The sequence below is a fragment of the Streptomyces sp. HUAS MG56 genome, assembly GCF_058673395.1.
In genome coordinates this window covers 257,236-276,781 of sequence record NZ_CM178722.1, presented here as the reverse complement: position 1 = coordinate 276,781, position 19,546 = coordinate 257,236, and the positions used below count along the sequence as shown (strand labels likewise).

Annotated in this window: 18 protein-coding genes and 4 pseudogenes; 13 read left to right on the top strand and 9 right to left on the bottom strand. The window is 68.2% G+C overall.

The genetic code is table 11. The features are described 5' to 3' along the window. The first annotated feature begins 1 nt into the window (after nt 1). Entirely contained in the window at nt 2–1,885 is a 1,884-nt protein-coding gene (locus tag AC4OXY_RS01410; RefSeq protein ID WP_491992913.1) for an MOSC domain-containing protein, read from the top strand. 496 nt (nt 1,886–2,381) lie between these two features. After that, nucleotides 2,382–3,110, top strand: coding sequence for a hypothetical protein (locus AC4OXY_RS01405; protein WP_491992912.1), 729 nt, complete (start codon nt 2,382–2,384; stop codon nt 3,108–3,110). A gap of 390 nt (nt 3,111–3,500) precedes the next feature. On the opposite strand, the gene AC4OXY_RS01400 is transcribed toward AC4OXY_RS01405, so the two are convergent. Then, complete coding sequence (locus tag AC4OXY_RS01400) at nt 3,501–3,650, bottom strand: hypothetical protein (RefSeq protein WP_491992911.1); 150 nt, start codon at nt 3,648–3,650, stop codon at nt 3,501–3,503. A gap of 135 nt (nt 3,651–3,785) precedes the next feature. Between AC4OXY_RS01400 and AC4OXY_RS01395 the strand changes: the two are divergent. Then, a pseudogene (locus AC4OXY_RS01395) lies at nt 3,786–4,070 on the top strand (NF041680 family putative transposase); the annotation flags it as partial. A gap of 328 nt (nt 4,071–4,398) precedes the next feature. Then, nucleotides 4,399–5,457, top strand: a complete 1,059-nt coding sequence (locus AC4OXY_RS01390; protein ID WP_491992910.1) for a zinc-dependent alcohol dehydrogenase family protein — start codon at nt 4,399–4,401, stop codon at nt 5,455–5,457. Between the two features lie 1,100 nt (nt 5,458–6,557). Here the strand turns inward: AC4OXY_RS01390 and AC4OXY_RS01385 are convergent. Both AC4OXY_RS01385 and AC4OXY_RS01380 read right to left on the bottom strand, forming a co-directional pair. Continuing rightward, nucleotides 6,558–7,037 carry a hypothetical protein gene (locus AC4OXY_RS01385; protein ID WP_491992909.1) on the bottom strand — a complete coding sequence of 160 codons (480 nt, stop codon included), beginning with the start codon at nt 7,035–7,037 and terminating at the stop codon, nt 6,558–6,560. 21 nt (nt 7,038–7,058) lie between these two features. Then, nucleotides 7,059–7,265 carry a hypothetical protein gene (locus AC4OXY_RS01380; RefSeq protein WP_402067604.1) on the bottom strand — a complete coding sequence of 69 codons (207 nt, stop codon included), beginning with the start codon at nt 7,263–7,265 and terminating at the stop codon, nt 7,059–7,061. A 935-nt stretch (nt 7,266–8,200) separates the two neighbouring features. Here AC4OXY_RS01380 and AC4OXY_RS01375 point away from each other — a divergent pair. Further along, complete coding sequence (locus AC4OXY_RS01375; protein WP_356035098.1) at nt 8,201–9,328, top strand: NHL repeat-containing protein; 1,128 nt, start codon at nt 8,201–8,203, stop codon at nt 9,326–9,328. Between the two features lie 407 nt (nt 9,329–9,735). Here the strand turns inward: AC4OXY_RS01375 and AC4OXY_RS01370 are convergent, their stop codons facing one another. Both AC4OXY_RS01370 and AC4OXY_RS01365 read right to left on the bottom strand, forming a co-directional pair. Beyond that, nucleotides 9,736–10,455, bottom strand: a complete 720-nt coding sequence (locus AC4OXY_RS01370) for a hypothetical protein (RefSeq protein ID WP_491992908.1) — start codon at nt 10,453–10,455, stop codon at nt 9,736–9,738. Nucleotides 10,456–11,013: 558 nt separating this feature from the next. After that, nucleotides 11,014–11,451: a glutaredoxin domain-containing protein gene (locus tag AC4OXY_RS01365; RefSeq protein WP_491992907.1), complete on the bottom strand. Its 438-nt coding sequence runs from the start codon at nt 11,449–11,451 to the stop codon at nt 11,014–11,016. Nucleotides 11,452–11,713: 262 nt separating this feature from the next. Between AC4OXY_RS01365 and AC4OXY_RS01360 the strand changes: the two genes are divergently transcribed. Continuing rightward, nucleotides 11,714–12,139, top strand: coding sequence for a transposase (locus AC4OXY_RS01360; protein WP_491992906.1), 426 nt, complete (start codon nt 11,714–11,716; stop codon nt 12,137–12,139). Then, nucleotides 12,027–12,575 (top strand): transposase, encoded by a 549-nt coding sequence (locus tag AC4OXY_RS01355; RefSeq protein ID WP_491992905.1) that lies wholly within the window; start codon nt 12,027–12,029, stop codon nt 12,573–12,575. The genes AC4OXY_RS01360 and AC4OXY_RS01355 overlap by 113 nt, the downstream gene beginning before the upstream one ends. A 294-nt stretch (nt 12,576–12,869) precedes the next feature. On the opposite strand, the gene AC4OXY_RS01350 is transcribed toward AC4OXY_RS01355, so the two are convergent. Next, nucleotides 12,870–13,481, bottom strand: coding sequence for a TetR/AcrR family transcriptional regulator (locus tag AC4OXY_RS01350; protein WP_356035090.1), 612 nt, complete (start codon nt 13,479–13,481; stop codon nt 12,870–12,872). 144 nt (nt 13,482–13,625) lie between these two features. Between AC4OXY_RS01350 and AC4OXY_RS01345 the strand changes: the two genes are divergently transcribed. The 4 genes and pseudogenes from AC4OXY_RS01345 (at nt 13,626) to AC4OXY_RS01330 (ending at nt 16,324) form a co-directional block, all read left to right on the top strand. After that, nucleotides 13,626–14,360 carry an SDR family NAD(P)-dependent oxidoreductase gene (locus tag AC4OXY_RS01345; protein ID WP_376289462.1) on the top strand — a complete coding sequence of 245 codons (735 nt, stop codon included), beginning with the start codon at nt 13,626–13,628 and terminating at the stop codon, nt 14,358–14,360. Nucleotides 14,361–14,392: 32 nt separating this feature from the next. Next, on the top strand, nt 14,393–15,016 hold the full coding sequence (locus AC4OXY_RS01340; protein ID WP_356035087.1) for an NADPH-dependent F420 reductase: 624 nt from the start codon (nt 14,393–14,395) through the stop codon (nt 15,014–15,016). Between the two features lie 142 nt (nt 15,017–15,158). Then, nucleotides 15,159–15,924, top strand: a pseudogene (locus tag AC4OXY_RS01335) (transposase). A gap of 163 nt (nt 15,925–16,087) precedes the next feature. Further along, on the top strand, nt 16,088–16,324 hold the full coding sequence (locus AC4OXY_RS01330; RefSeq protein WP_491994760.1) for a hypothetical protein: 237 nt from the start codon (nt 16,088–16,090) through the stop codon (nt 16,322–16,324). Nucleotides 16,325–16,448: 124 nt separating this feature from the next. Here the strand turns inward: AC4OXY_RS01330 and AC4OXY_RS01325 are convergent. After that, nucleotides 16,449–17,185 (bottom strand): annotated as a pseudogene (locus AC4OXY_RS01325) (class I SAM-dependent methyltransferase). Between the two features lie 321 nt (nt 17,186–17,506). Between AC4OXY_RS01325 and AC4OXY_RS01320 the strand changes: the two are divergent. Beyond that, entirely contained in the window at nt 17,507–17,815 is a 309-nt protein-coding gene (locus AC4OXY_RS01320) for a transposase (protein WP_491992904.1), read from the top strand. After that, nucleotides 17,812–18,168 carry a hypothetical protein gene (locus AC4OXY_RS01315; RefSeq protein WP_491994828.1) on the top strand — a complete coding sequence of 119 codons (357 nt, stop codon included), beginning with the start codon at nt 17,812–17,814 and terminating at the stop codon, nt 18,166–18,168. Before AC4OXY_RS01320 ends, AC4OXY_RS01315 begins: the two co-directional genes overlap by 4 nt. A gap of 46 nt (nt 18,169–18,214) precedes the next feature. Here the strand turns inward: AC4OXY_RS01315 and AC4OXY_RS01310 are convergent. Both AC4OXY_RS01310 and AC4OXY_RS01305 read right to left on the bottom strand, forming a co-directional pair. Continuing rightward, nucleotides 18,215–18,532, bottom strand: a pseudogene (locus AC4OXY_RS01310) (nSTAND1 domain-containing NTPase); the annotation flags it as partial. Beyond that, nucleotides 18,483–19,193: a trypsin-like peptidase domain-containing protein gene (locus tag AC4OXY_RS01305; protein WP_491992903.1), complete on the bottom strand. Its 711-nt coding sequence runs from the start codon at nt 19,191–19,193 to the stop codon at nt 18,483–18,485. The pseudogene AC4OXY_RS01310 and the gene AC4OXY_RS01305, both read right to left, overlap by 50 nt. Nucleotides 19,194–19,546 lie beyond the last annotated feature (353 nt).

Below are 19,546 nucleotides of genomic sequence, written 5' to 3'. Positions count from 1 at the left end.
CATGGCCGTTCTGATCGCCGTGAACGTCGGCATGCCCAAGGACGTCCCCTGGCACGGCAGGACCACCCACACCGGCATCTGGAAGCGTCCCGTCGCCGGGCCCGTGATGGCGCGCCGGCTCAACCTGGACGGCGACGGGCAGGGCGACCTCGCCGGGCACGGCGGCGAGCAGCGTGCCGTGCTGGTCTACCAGTTGAGCTCCTACCGCCATTGGCAGGAGTACCTGGAGCGGGACGACTTCACGTACGGCCAGTTCGGCGAGAACCTCACCGTGGACGGACTCGCCGACGACGAGGTGCGCATCGGCGACCGCTACGAGATCGGCGGTGCGGTCTTCGAGGTCACCCAACCCCGTGTGACGTGCTACCGCGTGGGGTTGCCGCTCGGCGAGCCGCAGATGGCCGCCCTGCTGGTGTCCCATCGCCGCCCGGGCTTCTACATGCGGGTGCTGGCTGAAGGGCGGGTGCGGGCCGGGGACGAGATCGTGAAGATCGCCTCGGGCCCCGAGGAGATGACCGTCGCAGAGATCGACGCGCTGCTCTACCTGCTCGGCCACGCCCGGCCGCAGCTCGAACGGGCCCTGCGGATCCCCGCGTTGAGCCCCGGTTGGAAGACATCGCTGCGAGCCTTGCTCGACGACGCCGATCGCGGCTCCGGCGCCGTGGGTGGAAACCGCGGGATGACCACCAGCAGCCCGCCGCCGGCCTGGCCCGGGTTCCGCCGGCTCGAAGTCGCCCGCATCGAGCCTGAGAGCGCGAGCATCTTCTCGCTCACTCTGGCGACAGTTGACGGTGAGCCGCTCCCAGCCGCGCTGCCGGGGCAGTTCCTCACGGTCCGCCTGCGGCCGGACCCACAGGCCTCCCCGGTCATCCGCAACTACTCGCTCTCCGGCCGACCGGGCGCCGAGACGTACCGCATCAGCGTCAAGCAGGAGCCACACGGCGTCGCCAGCACCTACTTGCGTCAGCACGTGAAGGTGGGTGACGTTCTCGATATCGCCGCTCCGCGCGGCACGTTCCTGCTCGCGGACGCGGACACTCCGGTCCTGCTGCTGTCCGCCGGTGTCGGTGTCACCCCGGTCCTGACCATGCTGCACGCTCTGGCCGCGGAGCGCTCGCAGCGCGCGGTGTGGTGGCTGCACGCGGCCCGGGACGGCGAGAACCACCCGTTCGCCGACGAAGTGCGCGCACTGCTCTCCCAGCTGCCCGCAGGGCGATCGTTCGTGTCCTACAGCCGTCCGTCCGGCGTCGACCGCCCAGGTGTCGACTACACGGTCAGTGGGCGGTTCAGTCCCGAGTGGATCCGCAGCCTGGAGCCGCCTCAAGACGCCGACTCCTACATCTGCGGGCCGAGCGCGTTCATGCGCGACATGACCGGAGCCCTGGAGGCCGCCGGCCTGCCGTCCTCCCGGATCCACACCGAGGTCTTCGGGGCCACGTCCGCGGTCACCCCCGGTGTGGTGACCGGATCCGCCCGGGCAGCGCACCAGCCGACCGCTCCTCCCGGCGGTCGCCCGGGACCGTCCGTGGCTTTCGCGCGCAGCGGGCTGATCGTCCCCTGGCACCCTGACTACGGGTCGCTGCTCGGGCTCGCCGAGGCCTGCGACGTCCCCGCGTCGTCTGTCCCTCGCCCTGTCTCGCACGCCGCCTGTCTGCCAGGCCGCCCACCTGGTGATGGGGTGCTTGCGTTGGAAGAGGGAGTGACTCCCGGGCGGAGACACGAAGCCACCGGGCCTGCCCCACTCCGCGGCGCGACCACGACATGGCGGTTCACCGTTGGGGCCGGGGGTGTATTTGGCGCCCCATCCGCGCGCTCGCGAGCCATGTGCGCCTTATGTACACCTTATGCGCCGTTTTTGCTTCCTGTGCCCCCAGGTCCGATATGACATTACGCCGTGAAGCTACTAAAAAGGGATGAAGGGACTGTTGTGTCGGGTGTCGGCGCGGCTGGTCCGGCAGCGGCCTGGTGCTCGCCCGGACACTCTGACTGGTCCGAGTGCTGTCCGCAATCGCTGCCTGGCTGGCTGCCGTGCATGGGCCGATATGGGGAGGTTGCGGGCAAGGTCCCGTGATGCCGCCGTCCTCCTCGGCGGCTGAGCGGCACGGACTGAGGCGGTCCTCGCCGGCTCCGCCCGGGTCGGCGAACGTATCGGTCTGACGGGCGAGCGCACAGAAACGATCCTGCGACGCCTGACAGGACAGTCCTCAGGATTGAGTGCCGACGGTGCTCCGTGAGGAGGCACTCCGGTGGGGGCGCGCGCCGCAGGAGAGGCCGATCCCGGGATGTTCCCGAGCCACTTCGCCAGGTGCCCGGGAGCACGGGGCCGGCGGCAGGCCGGCCCAGCAGCCAACCAGGAGTTCACTCATCGCGTGGGAGTTGTGATGGCTCGTGTAGCAGGAAAGTTCGGCAAGCGCCTCCCTCAGTTCCCTGAAGTCCTGAAGGAGTTGACGGCGTACACGAAGGCTCCGCTAGCCGGTCCGCCGCTGTCGGTGAACTGGGAGGGCAAGGTGAGCATCTGGCCGATGGACGGCAACGACAGGGTCGGCGACTGCACGATGGCCGCGGCGGCCCACATGATCCAGTGCTGGGACGCCCAGACCGGAAAGAACGACTCGGTGCCCAGCGAGCAGCAGGTCGTCGACGAGTACTTCGAGCTCACCCGGGGCAAGGACACCGGCCTTGTCGAGGCCAGGCTCCTCAAGGCCTGGCAGCAGCACGGTCTGTGGGGAAACCAGGTGGTCGCCTACGCTCCGGTCAACGTCCACGCGCTCACCACTCTCAAGCAGGCCATCGACCTCTTCGGCGGCGTCTACGCCGGCATCCAGGTCCCCGCCAACGCCCAGCAGCAGTTCAACGACCACAAGCCCTGGACCCTGGACCCCGGCTGGCAGGAGCAGAGCATCGTGGGCGGGCACGCCATCCCCCTGCTGGGCTACGACGCCGACTGGCTCTATGCAGTCACCTGGGGCGCAGTCCAGCCCGTGGCATGGGACTGGTGGTCCACGTACTCCGACGAGGCCTGGGCCATCATTTCCCAGGAGTACAAGGAAGCGGGCCAAGCCAACGGCATCAACCTGGCAGCTCTCGAAGCCGACCTCCAACTCGTCTGAGGTACGCGTGCGAGCGACGCCGTTGAAGCACGGGCTGGGGCACCCAGTCGCACTGATGCGTTCCTGCTCCTTGGTGTTGCGTTCGAGGTCGCTGGTCACCTGTGCGCCGTACCGCGATGTGAGTTCAGTGCCGGCAATCGTGGTGTCGGCCATGGGCCGACCTTTCTCCCGGTTTCCTGACCGGGCGTGCAGCACCTGTGGAGGACGCGCCCAAGCGCCTGTGTTCTCGGGCTGCGGTCCGAGCGGCTGTGGAGATCACTGCTGCGTGGCTCGGCGTGGAGATGGTACGGATGGGTGGAGTCTGTAGGTCTTCTTGAGTGATGTCTATATCTCGACCTGAGCGTCACGGTCTGGATGAGTGACGCTGACGGGGGCCTGCGACGGGGTGCTTCAGGGAAGTTGGTGGGGGAGTTGCCACACGACTTCGCCGGTGTCTTGGCCGTCCTGCCAGGCGGCCAGAATGCGGCTTCCCGCCAGCCGGTCCAGCAGCTCCGCCCTCTGACGAGAGGAGCGTCCGCGCAGGTGAGCGGGGACGTCCATGACGGTGCTGTGCTGCGTGGAGGTGGCCACCCGTCACGACAGCCAGCGTTGCAACACTGCCCCACACTTCAGATGCTCCAGAACCCGCCCAGCCGACGTCAGAGCCGGCACCTGCCCGGCGACGCCACCCCACTGCGGGTCTGGCTGTGGTCCTCCAAGACCGGCCTGACCGGCATGGACGTCGACGTGCGCTGGCAAGCGTTCTTGAGACGCTTCGACCTGGAACACACCTTCAGAATGATCAAGCAGAGGCTCGGATGGACCCGCCCGAAGCTCCGCACGCCCGAGTCTGCCGACCGCTGGACCTGGCTCATCATCGCCGCCCACACCCAGCTCCGACTCCTGCGCGCAGCTGCCGCCGACCTTCGCCGCCCGTGGGAGAAGCCGGCCGAGTCTGAACGTCTCACCCCTGCTCGCGTCCCGGACACCCACTCGGCTCCCGGGCCGACACCTTCGGAGAGCACGTGCGATTGAAGGGTTAGGTATCAAGCTAAGAGGCTCCCAGCTGCAGTTCTCCTGACATGGCCAACGATTCTGACGCGCAACGGCCTTCCTGCTTACGACATGACAGCGTTCGCAGAGGAGCGCAAGCTGGGAGGAGTGGAGGGGGCGACACCTGGCGATCGATCAGGCGAGGCGAGCTGTACATATGGCGTCGAGGCCCGCCGGAGGTTTCGTGGTTCCTGCCCAGCACGTCCGCCGAGTTCGTCGGGTACTGAGAGACGAAAGGTCACTCATGCCGCAATCCATGCGCGCGCTCGTGGCCGGAGAGGTCGGCGAGCCTGCCGATGTCCTGCGGCTGGAATCCCGGCCTGTTCCCACGCCCGGAGCCGGTCAGGCGTTGATCCGTGTGAAGGCGACTCCGATTCACGCCAGTGATCTGCACGTGCTGCGTGGCCGCTACGGTTTCTCCCCCGAGTTTCCCACTGTTGGTGGTCACATGGAATGCGTGGGCCGTATTGAGGCCCTGGGCCCGGATACCGAGGGATTGAAGATTGGCGAGCGTGTGGTGGTCGCTGCTGTCCCTGCGGTACCAGGCCCGCGTGTGGCCGGCACCTGGCAGGAATACCTTGTTGCCGATACGCGAAGGCTCCTGCCGGTCTCCGACCGTCTGAGCGACTCCACCGCCTGTCAACTCGCCGTCAATCCGTTGACCGCGCTGATCCTCGTGACTCGCGAACTTGACGTACAGCCGGGTGAATGGTTGTTGCAGACGGCCGCGGGCTCCACTGTTGGCCGGCTCGTCATTCAGCTGGCCAGGCATCTGGGTATTCGCACGATCAATGTCGTGCGGCGGCGCGCTGCCGTCGAGGAGATCAAAGCGCTCGGTGGCGACGAGGTCATTTGCACTGAGGACGAGGACCTGTTGCAGCGTGTGGCTGAGATTGCAGGGCTGGCTGGCGTGCGTAAGGCCATCGACTGCGTCGCGGGTCCCGTGGGTGCTCAGGTGTCCCAGGCGTTGGCTCCGGGAGGTGTGGTCGTGGTCTACGGCGCGCTCTCCACCCATCGGCAGACCGACCCGGCGGCGCTGACGATTCCGCTGCAGGCACGCTCGGTCATCTACGAGACCAAGGTGGTCCGTGGCTTCTGGCTGAACCGCTGGTTCGGCACTGCCTCACCTGAGGATGCGCTGCGCGCGCTGTCCCAGGTCCGCAGTCTCGTCGCTGATGAAGTGCTGAGCATCCCCCAGGGCCGGCCGTTCCCGCTCGAACGCTTCGCTGAAGCCATCGCGTTCGCCGAAACACCCGCTCGTGGCGCCAAACCGCTCCTCGTCTTCGAAGACGGCCGGGACAAAGACGACGAGTAGGACGCGGTATTTGGATAGCGGCAGCCGGCGGCGGGGGGCGCAGAGGAGCATCTCATCCGTAGCTCTATAGAGATCGGTCAACCAGGGTCATAGAGGTTGCTATTCGGCCCCTGACGGCCGTTGTCGGTCGTATTCGGTTGCTGAGGCTGCTGTATTTCTCTGCTGTACAGCGCGGGCGGCGGCGAGGTTGTTGCGGCTGTTCAGGGTGTCGGGGTGGGTGTCGCCCAGGACCTGCTCCCACTGGGCGAGGACAGCCTCCAGCAGGGGGATGGTGCGGGCGGTGTGGCCTTGGTGATGGAGGCGATTGGCAGTGGTGTTGTACGCGTCGATGAGCGGCGCGTCCGTGTCCGGGTGGGGCTGTGGCAGCGAGGGTGACGAGGTGCGGGATGACGGCGTCCCACTGACTCTCGGCGGTGCTCTCCTGGCTCGGAGGCAGGGCCAGGCTGTGAAGGACTGCTTGTTCGGCGCTGTCGCGTCCTTGGAGGGGCCGGGGCCGCTGCGGGTTGTCGCTGGTTCGGGGCGTGCGGAGAACGGTTTGGACCAGGCGGTGGATACTGAAGGTGCTTTCGGTGGTGGTGATCATGCTGTAGGCGGCAAGGGCGCCGATGGCTTCCGCCATGTCGTCCCGGGTCGGTCCCGCGCGGCATGAGCAGGGTGTGAGGGATGTCGTCGGGGGCGAGCCAGGTGGCGGTGTGCAGCAGCTGAACGGCCAGCGGATTCGCTTGCTCCAAGGCGCGGAGAGTGACAGTCCAGATGCGGGCGATGGTGCGTTCGGCGTCGAGGCTGATGCCACGGCTCTGGGCGAGGTAGGCACCACCCTGCTTGATCGCCAGAGGAAGATGCCCCAGGTCAGTGGCAAGAGCATGGGCATCGGCCTGCTGGCGCGCAGTGGGGGTGGTGTCCTTGAACACGAGACGGCACAACAGGTTCGTTGCGTCGTCCGGGTGGAGGTTGCCCAGGGCCAGGGTGGGGGCAGCGTCGGGCCAGCCGATGGTACGGCGGCTGGTGGCCAGGTGGTGCCCTTGGTGGAGTGCCCCGATATAGGGGGCGACGTCGTTGGGGTTGTCGACGTTGTCGTGGACCGGCAGCCAGCCGGGATGTCAGGCCAGCCACTGCCGTGCCCACGCCACCTGAGTCCCACGCCCGGCCGTTGCGGCCCAGCCGGGAACCAGAGTCTGGGTGAGGCTGGCCAGGGAGGTCTCGATCTCGTCGGGGGAGGTGGCGTTGATCCACCAGATCAGGGTGTAGTCGCCGCGGTGACGGTGGGCGTAGTGCAAGGCGAGCGTGCTCGTGCCGATCCCGCCCAGGCCGTGCACGGTTCCGCTTTGCGTGATCGCACCCTCGCGCTGGTCGGTCAGGGTGCGCCGCAGCCAGGTCAGTTCTTCCTGACGGCCCGGGCATAGCGGCGCCGGAGGCAGGTTCGAGGTGCCCGGCGCCGCGGTGACTCTCTCCGCCGCCTGCAACGCCTCAGCAGGCAGCACGACGTCACCCGTGTAGGCATTGCCGATGTGCTGAGCTGCTATCGAGCGGTCTGCACCCACCTTGATCCGCGGCCCGGACGCGGCCTCGTCCGTGCGCACGACCGTGGCGGGGTGTGACCGTCACTCGTGATTGCGGTGCCGATGTGCTGCGCGGCGATCGAACCGCTCACCAGATGCCGTGATGGTGACCGCGCCTGCGGCCGAGGCCGGCAGCATGGCCGACAGTTCCTCCCGCAGTTCGGGATCGTCCTGCAACGCGCGCCTCAGGAGCCGGCCCAGCACAGCCGTGGAGTAGGTGTCGTCCTGCTCGTCGGCGGCCTCGCCCACGACCCGTTCCAGCTCTGTCCGGCCCGTCTCGTCCCCGCGCCGCCAGAGCAGTTGCAGGATCCGCTAGCCCAGACCGACCGTCGCCTCGCGGCAGCATCTTGGGTCCGGTTCAGCACTGCCACCCCGTACGCGCCCACCGCGGCTGTCACCGCCGGGCTCGCCTGCTCGACCAACTGCACGATCTCAGCACTCACTTGATGTCCCCGACCTATGCGGCTCCGAAAGAACACCAGGGCAGAAACACCACCGCCGTCTTGAAGCCAAAGCGCCCGAATCATCCACGGCGGTTCCCATGCTGCTTGGCGTCTCCCGCCTCGCGCGATCAGCTTGGGAAGCTGCGCGTATTCACGGCCGCTTCGGGCGCTGAGCTGGGCGAACGGAAGGCTCGTGGCCTCGTCAGGCTGGGCCGCTCTCACCGTGGTTCCCCGCTGTTCCCCGCTCGATCTGGTGCGGTTGTGGTGCGACGTGCTCTCATCAGTGGACGGCCATCGTGCTCCACGACTCCTTTTGCTAGGCCATTTGAACCTCAGGAAGATCCCGAAAGGTGGAGCGGTGCGGTCGGATTGACAGGCCGTTACGAAACTGTACGTGTGGCGTTTCTGCCTCAGTCTCGCCATTGTTCCGGGAAGCACTGAGGAATTCCGATGGTCAGTGCTGTAGTGAGATTCCCATCGGGGGCAGGAAAATGTGCTGGTGTCCGGCAGCGTTGATGTCATCGGCGGATTTCGGTCTGATACGGCGGCCGCCCGGGACGGTGGCCTGCTAGAGCCTGCCTATTGACAGCATGGGGTCAGGCGGATCGTGGCGCTGGCCTGGTGCTTCGGTACGTTGCGCGATTGCGCCGCACGCATGCAGGCCACCGGCGGAGCGAAACGGCCGAGAGGAGAGCGTGTCAGGGCGCATCAAATCCCACCGTCACTTTTAACGTGACGCTCATGAGGACTAATTTTCTGTCACCCTTGGTGCGGCGGCTGTCCGCGTTGACGGCCGCCGTGGCCATCTCAGTGACGGCTGCGGCAGGCGCCGCCTCGGCCAATGGCACGTTCCTCGGCCGACTGCACACCGTGCGCGATATCGCCTCCACGGTCCCCGCGAACGGCGATGTGAACCCCTATGGCACCGCAGTGGTCAGCCAGGACGCCGGGAAACTCCGCAAGGGCAACGTGCTGGTCAGCAACTTCAACAACAGTCAGAACCAGCAGGGCACGGGCACCACCCTTGTCCAGATCAGCCCGCGGGGCCACGCCAGGCTGTTCGCCCGGATCGACCCGGCCAACGTGCCCGGACTCTGCCTCGGCGGCGTGGGTCTCACCACTGCCCTGAGCATCCTGCCCGGCGGATGGGTGGTGGTCGGCAGCCTGCCGACCACCGACGGTACCTCCGCCACCGCCCAGGCCGGCTGCCTGCTGGTCCTGGACAGTCACGGCCGGGTCCGCGAGACGTTCGCCGGGCACGGCATCAACGGCCCGTGGGACATGACCGCCGCGAGCCACGGAGACTGGACCGACCTGTTCGTCACCAACGTGCTCAACGGCACCGTGGCCGGCGGCGGCAACGAAGTGGACGGGGGCACCGTCCTGCGTATCACCCTCAAGCGCCATGGCGACCAGCCGCCGGAGCGGGTGCGGACCACCACGATCGGCTCGGACTTCGCAGAGCGGACCGACCCCGCCGCCCTGGTGGTCGGCCCGACCGGCGTCGGCCTCGCCCAGGACGGCGCGCTCTTCGTCGCCGACACGGTCAAGAACCGCATCACCGTCATCCCGGACGCGCTCACCCGGAAGTCCAGTGCCGGCACCGGCCCGGTCGTCAGCAGTGGCGGCCGGCTCAACGGCCCCCTCGGCCTTGCCGTCGCGCCCAACGGCCACATCCTGACCGTCAACGGCGGTGACGGCAACATCGTCGAGACCACACCGTCAGGCCGCCAAGTGGCCTTCCGGCAACTCGACAACAGCGGCTCCCCGCCGGGTGCGGGCGCGCTGTTCGGTCTGGCGGTGGACCTGGACCGTGACGCGGTCTACTTCGTCGACAACGCCACCAACTTCCTCAACGTCCTGGAGTGATCCACCAGCAACGCCAAGGGCCCCGGGCGTCTCCGGGGCTCCTCACTATCGCCTGTGCACACTCGGCACGATTCGAGCCTGCAACCTTTTGATCCGTAGCTCTACAGAAGATCGGTCAGCGGCGGTCATAGAGGTCGCTGTGCGGTCGTACAAGGGGGCTGTCGGTCATGGTCGATTGCTGTGGTTGCTGTACTTCGCTGCTGTACCGCCACCGGCGGCGCCACGCATTCCAAGAGCGCCATCACAGCCAGCACATGCGAGACCTCGGCCTCGTCCAACACAGCGCCGACATCCTCACCGAACCAGCTCGGGCGTTCGATCTGCCTGCCGAACGCAATGAGGCCGAAGGCATCGTGGACGAACTCTTCACCGCCATCGAGCGCATCGGCCAGATGTTCTCCTTGCTGTCAGCTGAAGTGGATGTCGCTGAGGTCGATCGAGACCATGACCTGATCGAGGGTGGGGTAGCCATCGGCGTCGCGGCGGTAGGCTCGGCGCTTGGTGGGCAGCACGATGCCGTCCGCTTCCACGCAGTCGTAGACGTACTGCGCGGCGGCGAATCCGCCTGCCACGTCGACGTGATAGTCGTGTCGGCGCAGCAGCCGGTCGGGACCGAAGTAGAAGTCCTGGTGGGTGCTGTGGCTGGCGATCTCGGGTGGGAACGTGGCGCGCAGTCCTCGCCACAGTTCGTCCCCTTCCCGCCACGGCTCGATCTCCGTGACCGTGAAGCCGGGCATGGCCAGCAGGAACGGTGTGGTGAGGTAGGTCCACAGGGCGTAGCCGTTGAAGTATGCGCGGTCCAGCGGGTCCCAGGGGGTCTCCAAAGTGTGGCCGCTGAAGGACGACCGTGGGTCCTCGCGTTCGGCCACCACTCGCCCGTCGAGCTTGTCGATGCTCACACGTCCGGGCGTGAAGTCGGTCTTCTGGTCAGGAGAGCCGAAGGGGCTGACCGAGGCGTGCTCCTCGTGGAGGAGAACGGTCATCTCGCGCGGCGCGGGATCCTGCGGCAAGCCTTTCACGGCGAACAGATGACCGCCGCTGACAAGGGTGGCTCGCGCCTGAGTCAGCTGGCGCCAGCGTGTGTTCCCGCCGTGGGCTTCGATCGCCTCGGTGAGTAGTTTGTTCATGGAGGTCTCCTCGGGTGCGGCGCCCGCGCAACGCCCGCGGACTCAAGGCTGAGGATGATGCGGTCGACACAGACGGTTCGTCGACGGGTCCGGGAGGCGAAACGCTCTCCCGCCCAAATCTACGGACAGGTGCCTCAGGCCAGGGGAATCCGTGGGCCCGTGATCACCGAAGCGGCAGACGAGAGCTTGAGCCCCGACAACCGTCCGTGACCGGGTTGATCCATGCGGGGGCTGTCGTGCGCGGCTTCGGGAGCGGTGTTCTCGGAGGTGACGCGGGCGCGTGGTACGAGCCGGGCTGCAGCCTCGGCGATCGCAAATCCGCCTCGGGGAGCAGGCTCGTAAGCTTCGAAGGACGGCGGCCTCGCCGCGTCCCCGAAGGCCGCGCCAATGCCGGCGCCCTCCAGGAGGTCGGTCGACCACGCGAAGGTCGGCAGGTCCTCCGTACGTCGCCGCGCACGGGGCACGACCCATGGCGAGGCAGCAGACGCCCTTGGCTTGTTCTTTAACCTCCGTCCGCTTGGGCTTGCGGGCGTCTCTCCGATAGGGCACGGCTTCTGATCACGCGGAAGGGGAGAGCTGTTTGCGCACCCATTCGGGATCGGGGTTGGTGTGTGGCTGGCCTGCCACGACGACGGTCGGCACGGTCTCGTTGCCGTCGTTAGCTGCCCTCACCGCTGCAGCTCCTGCCGGGTCACGCCAGATGTTGACCCAGTGCAGCTGGCGGGCGCTGCGGCCCAGCCGGATGCGCAGTCGCATGCAGTGCTTGCAGCCCGGCCGCCAGAAGACGACCGGCCGGCCGTCGACCGCGCTGCGGCGTCGTGCCTCCCGTGCGCCGATCGACCTCGGGAAGATCAGGGGCGAGTTCATGCCGGCGAGCACCAGGAACACCAGCAGGAGTGCTGCGGCTGCACCGGGGTTCCCCTCGAAGATCAGCACAGTCGCGACGGCTGAGCCGCAGAGCACAAGCAGTATCGGCAGGATCCAAGCGCGCATCATGATGACGAAGGTTATCGGCGAGTCGAAATACTCCTCGAACTAGGCCGCTCACCTGGGCGTTCGCCGGACACAGGGGCTGCCTTCGCCTGATCATATGCTCCGACCAAGGTGCGCTGATCGAGACGAAAGCCGTGCGGGTGAGTCTGCTGCCTGACACCGGTCCCGGGGAAGCGTTCGCGCAAGCGTCACGCTTCCGGGAGGACTCATTCGACTGCCTGACCGCGCGTGGGGACGAGCAGTTCGAGCTCGTGGACGCGTTGCTGTGCGCGGACGGCCCGGTGACGACGCCGGTGGACCTCACACTGGTTGCCGGGCACCGGCGCGGGTACGGCGCGATGTACGCGAGGCGTTGAACAGGGGGAACATTGACGTGCCCCGGCTACGGCAGGTACTCGCTGGTCTGCCGATGCCGCGAGCCGCCGACGGGCGCCTGGTCCTGGCGGTCGACGTCAGCAACTGGCTTCGCCCCGATGCGCCGACCAGCGCGGACCGCCTGTTCTGCCATGTCTACGGCCGCAGCGGACGGTCCTCGGACCAGTTCATCCCTGGCCGGCCGTACTCGCTCGTCGCCGCCCTTGAATCGGGCCGGACGTCCTGGTGCCAGCTCCTGGCGCCGTCCGTCTCGGACCCGAGGACGACGTCGCCGAGATCACCGCTGCCCAGCTGCGCCGTGTGGTCACCGACCTGATCGAGATGGGCCGCTGGCACTTCGGCGACCGCGACATCCTCATCGTTTCGACGTCGGCTACGACGCCTTGCGCATGGCCCACCTCCTCGACGGCCTCCCGGTCGAGGTGCTGGGCCGGATGCGCTCGGACCGGGTGATGCGACGGCCGACGCCCTCGCTCAAGGAGTACGCCCTGGCCTGTCCCCAGGGCGGGCGACCGCCGAAGCACGGCAAGGAGTTCCGGTTCCCCAAGCCGGAGACCTGGGGCGAGCCGGACGCGGCAACCGCGCAGGTCACCGACCGGTACGGCACCGGGCGCGCGGTGGCCTGGGACCGCATCCACCCCAGCCTGACCACCCGCTCCGCGTGGATCGACCACACCGGCGAACTCCCCATCGTCGAAGGCACACTGAGCGTTTTCAGCGTTGCCACTGATCGGGTGACGGTGGCAGGTTGAGGGCGAGGTCCGCAACAGACGGGGCTCCCGTGCCGTTGAGCTGTCCGGCAGAGCGCTGAAGCTGTTCAGCACTACGGCAGCGTGCGGGGCCAGCAACTGCCAGGCCGACCACGGCGGCCGGTCCTCGGGGGTCGCCGGTCTCCGCGGCGGCTTCGGCCGTGGCGTTCAGTGGACGAGCGGCCAGTTCCGCAAAAGCGAGCAGGTCCGGTACAGGTGCCGGGCGGCTCGTGTCGCGTACCAGCGGGTGCAGCCGTGCGACCGGCAGCGCGTCCAGCCCAGCCGCGGAGTGCCACGTCAGCTTGAGCCTTCCTCCCGCCGCCGGTCATCGCCGGCTGTGGCGGGGATGGCGTTGTCGATGAGGACGGCGGCGATGGCGGCGGCGGTGGGGAAGGCGTCGGCGTTGAGGACCCGGGTGCGGGCCGCGGCGCCGTCGATGAGCAGCGCGAGCTGCTCGCCGAGCTGTTCAGGGTGGGCGGCGCCGGCTTCGCGGGCGGTGTCGGCGAGCCGCGCGGCGACGGCTTTCTTGTACTCGCGCGCGTACTGGGATGCGGGGTGCTGGGGGTCGTGGAGTTCGACGGCGGCGGCGATGTAGGGGCACAGGGGGGTGGTGGGGGGGATGTCGAAGACGGCGAGGAGCCGTTCGCGGGGCGTGAGGTCGGTGCGGTCGAACACGCCGGACAGAACGGAGGGGTCGAACCGGCGCAGGTACTCGGCGACGAGTTCGTCCTTGCCGGTGAAGTGCTGGTAGGCCGTGCGCTTGGACACCTCGGCCGCGGCGCAGAGCTGGTCCATGCCGGTGCGGTTGATGCCCTGCTCGCGGAACAGCTGCCGGGACGCGCTGAGGATGCGCTCGCGGGCGCCCCGGCCGCGGCGGCGGCCCGTGGGGCCCTTCTCCAACTCCGTCATGGATCCACCGTACCGCAGCTGGGTAACGACCGGTGTACATAGTTTGCGTCCCCGCTGCCCGCCCCGTACCGTAAGCACACAGGGCGGTGTACATAACACCGTCGCCCCAGGTACACACGGCACCACCGACCCAAGGGAACGACCATGGGAAAGCTCGACGGCAAGGTCGCGGTCATCACCGGCGGCACCACCGGCATGGCGCTGGCAGGCGCGAAGCTGTTCGTCGACGAGGGAGCGCACGTCTTCATCACCGGCCGCCGCCAGGACGCCCTGGACGAGGCCGTGAAGCAGATCGGCCGCAACGTCACCGGCGTCCAGGGCGACGCCGCCGACCTGGACGACCTGGACCGCCTGTACGACACCGTCAAGCGGGAGAAGGGAAGTCTCGACGTGCTGTGGGCCAGCGCCGGCGGCGGCGAGCCCGCCCCGCTCGGCGAGATCACCGAGGCCCAGTTCGACACCTGGTTCGGGCTCAACGCCCGCGGCACCCTGTTCACCGTCCAAAAGGCCCTCCCGCTCTTCAACGACGGCGGCTCCATCTTCATGACCGGCTCCAACGCCTCCCTCGGCGCTTTCCCCGGCTGGAGCGTCTACGCCGGCAGCAAGGCCGTCCAGCAGGCCTGGGCCCGCGTCTGGCTCAACGAGCTCAAGGACCGCCGCATCCGCGTCAACGTCCTGACCCCCGGCCAGGTCGCCACCGCCAAACAGGAAGAACTCTTCGACGAGGCCACCAAGCGCCAGTTCGAGTCCTTCATCCCCCGCGGCCAGATGGGCCGCCCCGACGAAATCGCCACCGCCGCCCTCTTCCTCGCCTCCGACGACTCCAGCTACGTCAACGGCATGGAACTCGTCGCCGACGGCGGCACCACCGCCATCTGAACCGAACAACCACAACCAGGGCAGGAGATCTCATGAGTAACATCAGCATCATCGGCACCGGGAACATGGCCCGCACCATCGGCGCGCGGGCGATAGCGGGCGGCAACACCGTCGAGGTCCTGGGCCGCGATCAGTCCAAGGCCGCTGACCTGGCCAAGGCTCTCGGCGGCGGCGCCACGACAGGAGAATGGGGCACCGCCCCGGCCGGGGACATCGTCATCGTGGCCCTGTTGCACGACGGTGTCGTGCCGGTCGTCGCCCAGTACGGAGACGCTCTCGCGGGCAAGGTCATCGTCGACATCAGCAATCCGTTCAACTCCACGTTCGACGGGCTGGCCCACCGCGAGGAGACCTCGATCGCGCAGGAAGTCGCCAAGGCGGCCCCGGCCAGCGCCAGCGTGGTGAAGGCGTTCAACACCGTCTTCCGCCATGTCCTGGAGAAGGGCCGGCCCGACGTCTTCATCGCCGGTGACAATGCACAGGCCAAGGCACGTGTGGAGGCGTTCATCGAGAGCCTCGGGCTGCGCCCGCTGGACGTCGGCGGCCTGAAAATGGCGCACTGGCTGGAAGGAGCGGGCGTGGTCACGGTGGGCCTCGCCAACCACGGGGTGGGGAACTTGGACTTCGCCCTCAGCATCACCGAACTTCCCGTCTGAGCAAACGATTGACGGAGCCCTCTTCGGAGCGGCTGCCGATCGGGGGACTGAGCCGGCGTGAGGGCGGGGTGCGCAACGGACAGGGCTCCCGTGCCGTTGAGAGAGGTGTTGGAAGTCTCAACTCAGCAGCACAGGAGCCCTGTTGGTTCCCTACCCTGCCGCACTCGACCTCCCGCACACCCTGGTTGAGTGGGTCACGGTGCTCATCGTCACCCGTGAGGGTGACAGGCGCTGCAAACTCCCGCCGCACCGGCGCGCACTCGTCGCGCTGGTGTACCTGCATCGCCACGACACCCTCGCCCGGATCGCGGCCGGCTTCGGGATATCCGTCGGCACCGCCCACGCCTACGTCACCACCGTCACGGGCCTGCTCGCCGACCGGGCCCCGTGCGTGCTGAAGGCGCTGCGCGAGCACGATCCCGAGTTCGTCCTTCTGGACGGCACCCTCCGAGTGCGACCGCGTCGGCGGCAGCCGCGCTGATTACTCCGCCAAGCACCGCCGCCACGGCGTGAACATCCAGGTCGTAACCGATCCGATCGGCGAGGTTCTGTGGGTCTGGCCCGCGCTGACGGGCCGCACCCACGACCTGACGGCGGCCCGCACCCACAAGATCATCCGGATCTGCGAACGCCAGGGTGTCCCCGTCCTCGCCGACCGCCCCCACACCGGTGCCGGCCTGCACGTCACCACTGGCCTGAGACGTCCGCCCGGCGGGGAGCTCACCCCCACCCAGCGCACCGTGAACCGCGCCCTCGCCCAGACCCGAGCTCCCGTCGAACGCGGCACGGCGCGACTGAAGTCCTGGCAGATCTTCCGCAGATCCCGCATCAGCCCAAACCGCATGACCATCATCGCCAAAGCCATCCTCACCCTGGAGAGGCAACGCTCAAAACGCTCACTGAACTAGGGCCCCGGGGGTCCCTTTCGGTTGCTGGGGTAGCCTGCTGATGCTGTTCGTGGCGTTCCCGTCGCGCCGCCTGCGGTGGGGCGCCACGCACACGGCCGACCTCGACATGAGCATGCATGACGGTGTACCGGGAAGTGATGCTGGGACGCGATTGGAGGCGGTCATGGCAAGCTTTCTCGACCGGGCCAGGGAGCAGGCGCAGAGCGCTCTGGCTCAGGGCAGGGAAAAGGTGGACGAGGTTCAGCAGCACCGCGCTGGTAATGATCTGCTGAAGAAGCTCGGTGCCGCGTACTACGCCGAGAGGCGCGGCAGCGGGACGACCGAGGCCACTCAAGGGGCCCTCTCGGCTCTGGAAGCCCACATCGCGGCTCATGGGGATGGATTCCTGCGCGGGGCGTGAGCCTGCTAAGCCTCGCCCGTGCCCGCTCGATCCGGCACGCTGCACGTCACCGGGTGTCGACCTGTCCGACAGGCCCTAGGCCTGTCCGGCGAGGGGATGCCTTCACGTCTCGGCGCGGCGGAACTTACGGTTTGTGGGTTACCCAGAGCAGTTCCGCCGGCCAGCGGTGTGCCCAGTCGGGCGGGTCGGTTTCGTTGTAGCCGTTGGGCGTTCCGAGTTCGGGCCGCGGCTCGATGAGGTCGTCGATGATGAGACCCGCGCCGCGCAGGACCTTGACCCAGTCGCCGTAGGTGAGCTGATAGCTGGTCGCGCCCTGGTCTTCGGCGATGGTGTCCAGCCCGAAGTAGTCCTGCTGCAGCGGTGTGGTCACGCGGCTGGCGGCTTCGTCGTAGCAGGCCTCGAACCATGCGCTGGCGACGTTGAACACCAGGCGCCCACCGCGGCGCAGGATGCGTGCGGCCTGCGGGACGGCCAGGTGCGGGGGCGCCCAGCTGAGCCCGCCGTAGTCACAGAACACCAGAAGCTGTCGGCGGCGAAGGGGAGTTGTTCGGCGGCGGCTTGCACCAGCGGGTAGCGGGCCGCTCCCATCGCGCGGGCCGCTGCGGCGAGTTGGGCTTCTGACAGGTCGAGCCCGACCACGGTGGCGCCCTCGGCGGCGAGCGCCCTGGACCTCTGGCCGGCGCCGCAGCCGAGTTCGAGGACGCGCTTGCCGGTGACATCGCCCAGGGCGTGCAGATGCGCGTCGGGGATGGAGTACATGCCCCAAAGCCGGGGCGCTGCGCCGATCTGCGGGTCGTGCTCCTGCTGGTAGGCCCTGCTGATCCGGTTCCAGAACCACCAGTTGGCGGGGATGCTGTCCACGTGCCGACTCCAGCACTGCCTGCCGGGGGCGGTCAACACGATGAGGGCACTGGCCGGCCCTCGCCTCGGTCCGGCCCTGGCTCGGCCCATGATCCGCCGGACGAGCCCTGGTCCACGATGCCGAGTGCGGTGGTTGATGGCGCTGGTTGGATTTCCTCAGGTGGCGCTGAGGGGACGTTAAGTCCGATCTTCCTCGGTTCGTGATCGCTCGATCGTGGGACTGATCGTCATACAGGGGCGCTCGCTGGTCATGGGTCTGCTGCACGATCGGGTGACATCTGAACTGGCTTGCCCTGTAGGGCGGGTGGAAAGGATGTCGCTGTGCCCAAGCCTTGTCCGGAAGAGTTTCGCCAGGACGTCGTGCGGGTCGTGAGGAACCGCGGCCCGGGTGTGACGGTGGAGCAGGTGGTCACCGACTTCGGGGTCCACCCGATGACGTTGTGGAAATGGATGCGCCGGGCGGATGTCGACGACGGGGCCAAGACGGGGGTGACCAGCCAGGAAAGCGCAGAACTGCGGGAAGCACGTCGGCGGATCAAGCTGCTGGAGCAGGAGAACGAGGTCCTGCGCCGGGCCGCGGCCTACCTGTCGCAGGCGCATCTTCCGGGAAAAGGATCTACCTGCTCGTGAGAGAGCTGGCCGTGGACGGGGTGCCCGTCACGGTGACGTGCCGGGTGCTCAAGCTCGCCAGACAGCCGTACTACCGCTGGCTGGGCAAGCCGGTTGCCGACGCCGTGCTGAAGGAGGCGTATCGCGCGAACGCGCTGTTCGACGCCCACCGCGACGACCCGGAGTTCGGCTACCGCTTCCTGGCCGATGAGGCCCGCAACTCGGGGTCGGTCATGGCCGACCGGACCGCATGGCGGATCTGCCGGGACGACTGCTGGTGGAGCGTCTTCGGCAAAAGACGCGGCAGGACCAAGAAGGCCGGCCCGCCGGTGCACGACGACCTCGTCCGCCGCGACTGTTGCAGGGCTCGGTGAGCAGTTCCTCGAACTGGTCGATGACCAACAGGAGGCGCTCGTGGCCGGGTTCGGATGCGAGTCTGCGGGTGACGGCCTGGGAGATCCCGGCACTGGCGGCCCCGTGCAGTCCGGCGCGCTCCAACTCGGCCAGCAGATCCTGCCTCGGCCGGGCGAGAACGGGCAGCCATGTGTCGCTTCCCGGCAACGAGCCCGCGGCCAGCGCGGGCAGCACCCCCGCCTGCACCAGGGACGACTTTCCCGAACCGGACGGTCCCAGCAGCAGGGTCACCCGCTGCTGGTGAGCGAGGTTCGAGAGCACCTGCCGTACCGCGTCATCGCGGCCCTGGAACCACTGGGCGTGTTCCGCCGTGAACGGCTCCAGCCCACGGTAGGGACATACGTCGTGCTCGGTCAGGTCGGGCCATATCTCCCGAAGCGTCTGTGTGGGCGTGACGTAGGCGATGTCCTGTCCCCGCTCGTGCTCGTCGGGGGCGGTGATCTCGGTGACCATGCCGATGACCAGACCGGTTACCTCGTCCACGACCGGGGCACCACTGAACCCGGTGGTCAGGTCGTTCGCGGCGGTCAGCTGGAGATGCACCCCCCCTGCCGTCGGTGGCCGGGAGCAGGTCCCCGGCCACGCCGAAACCGAAGTGGCCTCCCGCCGGGGCCTGGGCGGGAAACCCGAACGAACGGACCGCATGACCCCGGCAGCCCGCCGCCGAACCCAACCGCAACGCCGTCACGCCCTCGACGCTGCCGTTCAACCGGACCACGGCCACGTCGTCGTCCTCCGGCGCGCGCCACGCCTCCGCCTGCACCGCCCCCTCGACCTGTGGGGCGCCGGTCGCATGGGAGAAGGCGAGCTGCACCGTGTCACCCGGTCCGGCTCCGGCCTCGAGCGTGACGTGCGCGCAGGTGACGACGATGTCGTCCGCGACCAGGAATCCAGCTCCGACGACCTGTCCGTCCGGTCTGAGGACCTGCGTGACAGCGGCGAGCAGCCCAGACGCACCCCCGCTGCCGGCGCTCACCGTACGCATATCATCCACCGAATCACTCCGGGCGTTCCGCAGCGCCAGGACCGCTCCTCTGCCAAGTCATAGTGACCCTGACGTGGGAGCTGGTGCTGCCTTTCGTGATCACGGTCCTTCCCCGGATGAGGAGTCGGAGCGCAGCGCGGTGCATATCCACCGGCGCAGTGACGAGCGCCGCCCGCCCTCGCCCGGAGCGGGCGGCGGGATCGGCGGGACAGCTTGGCCCGCGCGGGTTGATCATCCAGGACGGTCGGCGCGCACCGGCGGTGGCAGAGACCGGCTCAGGGGGTGACTGCGGTCCCGCCGGCGTCGGTGCCGATGTGTTGATTAGCGGCGCCATTCTTTTTTGCGGCAGCGGG